7 protein-coding genes are annotated in these 6,204 nt (G+C 61.2%); 5 read left to right on the top strand and 2 right to left on the bottom strand.

The window, feature by feature from the left end; all coding sequences use genetic code 11:
* Positions 1-68: 68 nt before the first annotated feature.
* Together ACW9IR_RS28335 and olsB are read right to left on the bottom strand one after the other, a co-directional pair.
* Positions 69-863, bottom strand: coding sequence for a lysophospholipid acyltransferase family protein (locus tag ACW9IR_RS28335; protein WP_457465920.1), 795 nt, complete (start codon positions 861-863; stop codon positions 69-71).
* Positions 863-1,618, bottom strand: a complete 756-nt coding sequence (gene olsB / locus ACW9IR_RS28330) for an L-ornithine N(alpha)-acyltransferase (protein WP_016982801.1) — start codon at positions 1,616-1,618, stop codon at positions 863-865. Before olsB ends, ACW9IR_RS28335 begins: the two co-directional genes overlap by 1 nt.
* Positions 1,619-1,771: 153 nt before the next feature.
* Here olsB and ACW9IR_RS28325 point away from each other — a divergent pair, with 153 nt between their 5' ends.
* The 5 genes from ACW9IR_RS28325 (at position 1,772) to ACW9IR_RS28305 (ending at position 6,120) form a co-directional block, all read left to right on the top strand.
* Positions 1,772-2,650, top strand: a complete 879-nt coding sequence (locus tag ACW9IR_RS28325) for an acyl-CoA dehydrogenase (protein ID WP_457465918.1) — start codon at positions 1,772-1,774, stop codon at positions 2,648-2,650.
* Between the two features lie 166 nt (positions 2,651-2,816).
* Positions 2,817-3,896, top strand: coding sequence for a serine hydrolase domain-containing protein (locus ACW9IR_RS28320; protein ID WP_102902721.1), 1,080 nt, complete (start codon positions 2,817-2,819; stop codon positions 3,894-3,896).
* On the top strand, positions 3,893-4,189 hold the full coding sequence (locus ACW9IR_RS28315; protein ID WP_457465916.1) for an amidase: 297 nt from the start codon (positions 3,893-3,895) through the stop codon (positions 4,187-4,189). The genes ACW9IR_RS28320 and ACW9IR_RS28315 overlap by 4 nt, the downstream gene beginning before the upstream one ends.
* Before the next feature lie 181 nt (positions 4,190-4,370).
* Positions 4,371-4,961: a YceI family protein gene (locus tag ACW9IR_RS28310; RefSeq protein WP_102902723.1), complete on the top strand. Its 591-nt coding sequence runs from the start codon at positions 4,371-4,373 to the stop codon at positions 4,959-4,961.
* A 1-nt stretch (position 4,962) separates the two neighbouring features.
* The gene (locus tag ACW9IR_RS28305) at positions 4,963-6,120 is read left to right on the top strand and encodes a phospholipase D-like domain-containing protein (protein ID WP_457465914.1); all 1,158 of its coding nucleotides are present in this window, start codon (positions 4,963-4,965) and stop codon (positions 6,118-6,120) included.
* The last annotated feature ends 84 nt before the right edge of the window (positions 6,121-6,204 follow it).

Here is a 6,204-nt window from a genome sequence, read left to right as displayed (position 1 = left end):
AGTCGACATTAGTATTGACTGACACACCGCTATCGCGAGCAGGCTCACTCCTACAGGGGATTTGTATTTCAGGCGGCAATCAATTCGCCTGCGCGACGCGGTTCAGCCGGTTTCGCCACCTCACCAAACAAGGCCTTCTGCACCGCCTGCTGCGCTTCAAACGCCAGCGCCGCGCGCTCACGCCCCTGACAGGCAATCGGCTTGAGCAGGTGCACTTCAACATCGCCGCAATCATTGCTGAACAGGCGCATCAGGTGCGAGAGCAGATCATCGTCGCCAATGAACGGCGCCAGCCCATCGATCTCTCCATCACGCAGATAGCGGATCGCCACCGGTTGCAACATCACCTCGGAATCAATCGCCGCCGCCAGCAAACGGCCGTGAAATGTGCGCAGCGAACGGCCATCGGTGGTGGTGCCTTCGGGAAACATCAGTAATGCATGCTCGGTTTGCAGGTGACGGGTCATCTGCTTGCGGATCAACTGGCTGTCGCCCGAACCGCGACGGATGAACAGGCTGCCAGCCTTCGCCGCGAGCCAGCCGGCCACCGGCCAGGTGCGCACTTCAGCCTTGGACAGAAACGACAGCGGCGTGAGCATCCCCAGCAGCGGAATATCAGTCCACGACACATGATTGCTGACCCACAGCATCGGCTGTTTCGGCAGCTCACCGTGCACCGTCACGCGAAAGGGCAGGGCATTGCTCAGGCGCGCCATGAAAAAGCGCGACCAGCGCTGACGCCGCTCCATCGAATGCGCCAGGCCAATCCGCTCAAATACGCCGAACACGCTGGCCATGGTCAAGCCCAGCGACACCACCAACAGCACCCGCGCGATCCGCGCGTACACGCGCAACCGGCTCATCACACCGCCGCCTTGAAGTGCTTGGCGTAGCGCGGGCAGAGTTCGTCGCGCTTGAGCAGGATAAACACGTCGGCGACCTGGAAATCTTCGTCCCAGCACGGCTCGCCGCAAATCTTCGCGCCTAAGCGCATGTAGGCTTTGAGCAGCGGCGGCATTTCGGCGATCACGTTGGAAGGAATATCCAGGGTTGGCAGCGGATTTTTCGGCTCGGCGCGCAGGTTTTCGGTGCACAGATAACGTTCGCGCAGGCGCTGCATGATCGCGTGGGCCTGGATGCCGCCGTCCTGCATCGGGATGCTCGCGCAGCCCATCAAATAACTGTAGCCACCCTGATTCAACACTTCGGCCAACTCGCCCCACAACACCGCGATGGTGCCGCCGTTGCGGTACGCCGGGTCGACGCAGGTGCGGCCGATTTCGAGGATCGGGCCTTGCAGATGGGCGAGGCCGTGCAGGCTGAATTCCTCTTCGCTGTAGAACTTGCCGAGGCTGCTCGCTGCGGTGTGATCAAGCAGACGAGTAGTCGCGACCAAACGGCCGGTGTTCAGATCACGCACGCCAATGTGGCTGCAGTGAACATCATAATCATCCATGTCCAAACCCAGTTCCGCGCCTTTCAGTTTGGCGTTGAACTCGCCGCTGAAGACGTTGAAGCGCAAGGCCTGGGCTTGCTGCAGAGCCTCGGCGCCGATCAGGCGTTCGGCTTGCAGGCGGCGTTCATTGCCGGTGTCGCTGATGCGGGCGATCTGAGTCATGTGAATCTCCGTACGGGCCTTTAACCCGTCGTGGGTTGCAGCCGATCGACTTTCTTTATGCAGCCGTGTTGTGCAAAGTCAGGCTATGTAGCCCCGGTGTCATCGCCATGAACGTTCGGTGATGCTTATATGACAGCCCACAAGGAGCCTCCTATGCCCTGGCCAGATCTGCTGCACAGCCGTGAACGATTGCCCGCCGTTGCTGACCTGGCCGAGGGTTTTGCGACGTTGTTGCAGCAACTGGGCAACGTCACGCCGTTCGAGTTGGCGGTCGCGGGCGGGCGGCGGATGGCGACGCCGGGGCTGGCGTTTCTGGTCGGTTATCAAGCGGCATTGCGTATGCTGTGGCCGAGCGCGCCGCTGAGCCTCGGAGCTTTGTGTGCGACCGAACAGCGCAGTTTGCGCCCGGCGGATATGCAGACGCGGCTGAGCGATTTGCGCCTGAGTGGACGCAAGGATTTCGTCACCGCTGGCGATGCGGCGGACTGGCTGTTGATCGCTGCGCGCAGCGAAGAACCCGGCGAAACGCCGCGCCTGAGTCTGGCGGTTGTGTACCCCGGCGAGCCCGGCGTGACCGTGGAAAAACTGCCGGCGCTGCCGTTGATGCCGGACATCAGTCATGGTCGGTTGCTGCTGGATGGCGCGTTGTGCGAGTTGCTGGCGGGGGATGGTTGGGATGCTTACGTCAAACCGTTCCGCACGCTGGAAGATGTCTATGTGTTGAGCGCGATGACCGCGTGGTTGTATGGCGTCGGCCAGGACAGTGACTGGCCGCAGGCGCTGCAACTTCGGTTGCTGGCGTTGTTGGCCGGGTGCGCCGAGGCGAGTCGGCAACCGCCGAACAATCCGGCCGGGCATGTGTTGCTCGGTGGGTTGTTTGCGCAGTTTGAGGCGCTGGAGGGGGAGGTGAGTCAGGCGTTGGCTGACGGACCGACAGAATGGGCGCAGATGTGGCAGCGCGATCAGGGGGTGATGCAGTTGGCGGCGGGGGCTCGGGCCAAGCGGTTGGCCAAGGCTTTGGCGGCGGGCTGAAGGGCCTCATCGCGAGCAGGCTCACTCCTACTGTTGATCGAGTTTCGTCAGTTGAAATGCGATCCCCTGTAGGAGTGAGCCTGCTCGCGATAGCAATCCCAAGAACACCACACATCTGTCATAAACCCCGACTAGTCTCATCAGGTTCATTCCCAGAGCCCTCCCCATGTGCAAAGGCCTGCCGCTGTTTCTGCTGCTGATCACCTTCACCGTTCAGGCCGAACAATGGCCCGCTGAACAATGGTCAACCGGCCCGAAAATCACCGGTCCGGCCGTCGAGGCTCTGGAGAATTACGCCTTCCCATCCCGCGACGACGCCACTCGCCAAGGCATCCGCACCGATGTCCTGCTGATCATCCGCGACGGCCAGATCCTCTACGAACGCTACGCCGGCCCGACCACGGCACAAACCCCGCACCTGACCTGGTCAATCAGCAAAAGCCTGATGGCCACGGTCCTTGGTGTGGCGTATGGCGAAGGCCTGTTCAAACTCGAAGACCCCGCCGCGAAGTTCTATCCGCCACTCGCTAAACACCCGCAGATAAAAATCGCCGACCTGTTGCACTGGGCCTCCGGCATCGACTGGCAGGAAGACTACGAATACGCCCCGCTGAAATCCTCGGTGGTGGCGATGCTCTATACCCGTGGTCATCGTGACATGGCTGCATTCACCGGCGACCACGACATCTATGCCAAACCGGGTGAGGCTTTCCGTTACTCCAGTGGCGACAGCAACCTGCTCGCGGCGGTGTTGAAGAACATCGTCGGCCCGCAGCACTATCCAGACTATCCGTGGACGGCGCTGTTCGAACCGTTGGGCATTCGTCATGCCGTGTGGGAAACCGATGCCGCTGGCACCTTTGTCGCGTCGTCTTACGCTTATCTGACAGCCCGGGATCTGGCGCGTGTCGGTTTGCTGATGGCCCGCGATGGGCGATGGAGTGATCGCCAATTGCTGCCCAAGGACTGGGTCGCGTTCAACTTGAAACCCTTCAGTGGCTATAAGGCCCATCAGGACGAAACCGTGCCCGGCGGCCAATGGTGGCTCAATCGTCCGGCCGATGGCGCCGCGTCACCGTGGCCCGACGCACCGCCGGACACCTTCGCCGCGCTTGGTCATTGGGGCCAGGCGCTGTACGTAATCCCCAGCGCCAACCTGGTAATCGTGCGCTACGCCGATGATCGCGACGGCAGCTACCGCCATAACGAACTGCTCAAACGCGTGCTGAAGGCGGTGCGGCCATGAAGCGCTTCTTGCTGTTAGTGCTGGTCCTGCTGCTCGGCTGGATCGTCTACGAACGAGAAAACCTGTGGGCCTTCCCGGACATCATCAGTGCCTACACGGCGAAGGAATATTGTTCCTGCCGGTACGTGATGAACAACGACGCCGAGTATTGCCGTGGCTACGTGAAACAATGGCTGCCGACCAGCGCCTTCACCGATGACAGCGTCAGTAAAACCATCACCGTCAGCGGCATGGGCCGCAGCAATCGCGCCCAGTGGCAAAGCGAACGTCAGGGCTGCCGCCTCAGCCTTTGATGTACGCGGTTCCCCTGTAGGAGTGAGCCTGCTCGCGATGGCGGTATCAGTTCCAACATGTTCTTCGAATCTAAGTGCGCTATCGCGAGCAGGCTCACTCCTACAGAGTTAGATCTTCAGTTTGCAATAACGGCGTGGGCGGTTAAGGTTCGTGCAGGTTTATCGGCCCCACGAGTGTTCAATGTTCAACCGCCCCCTCTGTGCAACCCTGTCGAGCCTGTTGCTCGCCGCCGTCGCGCTACCGGCGCAGGCCAATTGGTATCTGGACGGCGAGTCGTCGCGGCTGTCGTTCGTCAGCACGAAAAACGCCAATGTCTCCGAAGTGCAGCGCTTTCTGGTGCTGCACGGTAAGGTCGATCCCAATGGTCGCGCCGAAGTCGAAGTCGAGCTGGACTCGATCAACAGCGGCATCCCGCTGCGCGATGAGCGCATGCGCAAGGAGCTGTTCCAGATCGAGCAATTCCCCGAAGCGACCATCACCACCCAGATTGACCTGCGCCCGATCAACGATCTGGCCCCCGGTGCGCAGCTGGAATTACGTCTGCCGCTGACCGTCAACCTGCACGGCAAACAACACGAATATCCCGCCGAACTGCTGGCGACGCGTCTCGATGATCGTCGTTTTCAGGTGGTCACCCTGGAACCGCTGGTGATCAACGCTGAAGATTTCGATCTCGTGCCGGGGCTGGAAAGCCTGCGCAAACTCGCCGACCTGTCGGCGATCAGTCTGTCGGTGCCGGTGGGTGCGGTGCTGATCTTCACGGCGCGCTGACATGCGCGGCGCGGTGTTCCCGTGGCGAGACGGCAACCGCTTCGAGCTGTTGATCGACGGCCCGCAATTCTTTCCGCGCATGCTCGAGCAGATTGCCGGCGCTCAAGAGCAGATCGAACTCGAACTGTATCTGGTCGAGGCCGGCGCCTGTGCCGAAACCATCGTGCAGGCGCTGGTGCAGGCGGCCGAACGTGGTGTGCGTGTGCGGTGCCTGTTCGATGATTACGGCAGCCTGGCGTTTACGCTCAATCTGCGTCAGCGCCTGACACACGCTGGAGTCGAACTACGTTTCTACAATCGCCTGAGCTGGCGGCGCTGGGTCGGCAACTTCTATCGGGATCACCGTAAATTGCTGCTGGTCGATCAGCGTCTGGCCGTGGTCGGCGGCACCGGAGTCACTGACGAGTTCTGGACGCCGGGGCACGACACCAGCGAATGGCACGAAGTGATGCTCGAGATCAGCGGCCCGTTGGTGATCGACTGGCAATTGCTGTTCGATCGCCAGTGGATCGCCAACCGCTATCGCCGCGCCTGGCGTCCGGCCGCGCATTTTGGCTTGCCGCGATTACCGCGCGTACCGGACAAGGGCGAAGGCATGGGCCGTGTGGCGTATGCCGATGCCCGCCAGCATCGTGACATTCTGCAGTCGCTGTTCCGCGCTTTGAACAGTGGGCAAAAACGCATCTGGATGGCCACACCGTACTTCCTGCCAACGTGGAAAATCCGCCGCTCCTTGCGCAAGGCTGCTGCACGCGGAGTCGACGTGCGGCTGCTGCTGACCGGGCCGCGCACCGATCACCCGTCAGTGCGCTACGCCGGGCATCGTTATTACCCGCGACTGCTCAAGGCCGGGGTGCAGATCTTCGAATACCAGCCGTGTTTTCTGCATTTGAAAATGGTGCTGGTGGACGATTGGGTGAGCATCGGTTCGTGCAACTTCGATCACTGGAACCTGCGCTTCAATCTGGAGGCGAATCTGGAGGCGCTGGATCCGTCGTTGACGGCAGCGGTGCAGGCGAGTTTTGTGAAGGACTTCGGGCTGAGTCAGCAGGTGAGTCTGGAGGAGTGGCAGCGCCGGCCGTTGTGGCGGCGGGTGAAGCAGCGGGTGTGGGGGTGGGTGGATCGGGTGGTGGTCAATATCCTCGATAGACGCGGATAAATTAACGCTGCAAAACCAATGTAGGAGTGAGCCTGCTCGCGATAGCGGTGTGTCAGTCAGCATTGAATTAGCTGAATGACCGCT

The organism is Pseudomonas sp. SDT291_1_S447 (assembly GCF_054070155.1).
Note: the sequence above shows the minus strand (reverse complement) of the source record. Positions and strands in the feature narration are given on the sequence as shown.

Excerpts from the sequence above, each read along its gene's own strand:
- ACW9IR_RS28335 (WP_457465920.1), bottom strand. The coding sequence starts at position 863 with ATGAGCCGGTTGCGCGTGTACGCGCGGATCGCGCGGGTGCTGTTGGTG.
- olsB (WP_016982801.1), bottom strand. The coding sequence starts at position 1,618 with ATGACTCAGATCGCCCGCATCAGCGACACCGGCAATGAACGCCGCCTG.
- ACW9IR_RS28325 (WP_457465918.1), top strand. The coding sequence starts at position 1,772 with ATGCCCTGGCCAGATCTGCTGCACAGCCGTGAACGATTGCCCGCCGTT.
- ACW9IR_RS28320 (WP_102902721.1), top strand. The coding sequence starts at position 2,817 with ATGTGCAAAGGCCTGCCGCTGTTTCTGCTGCTGATCACCTTCACCGTT.
- ACW9IR_RS28315 (WP_457465916.1), top strand. The coding sequence starts at position 3,893 with ATGAAGCGCTTCTTGCTGTTAGTGCTGGTCCTGCTGCTCGGCTGGATC.
- ACW9IR_RS28310 (WP_102902723.1), top strand. The coding sequence starts at position 4,371 with ATGTTCAACCGCCCCCTCTGTGCAACCCTGTCGAGCCTGTTGCTCGCC.
- ACW9IR_RS28305 (WP_457465914.1), top strand. The coding sequence starts at position 4,963 with ATGCGCGGCGCGGTGTTCCCGTGGCGAGACGGCAACCGCTTCGAGCTG.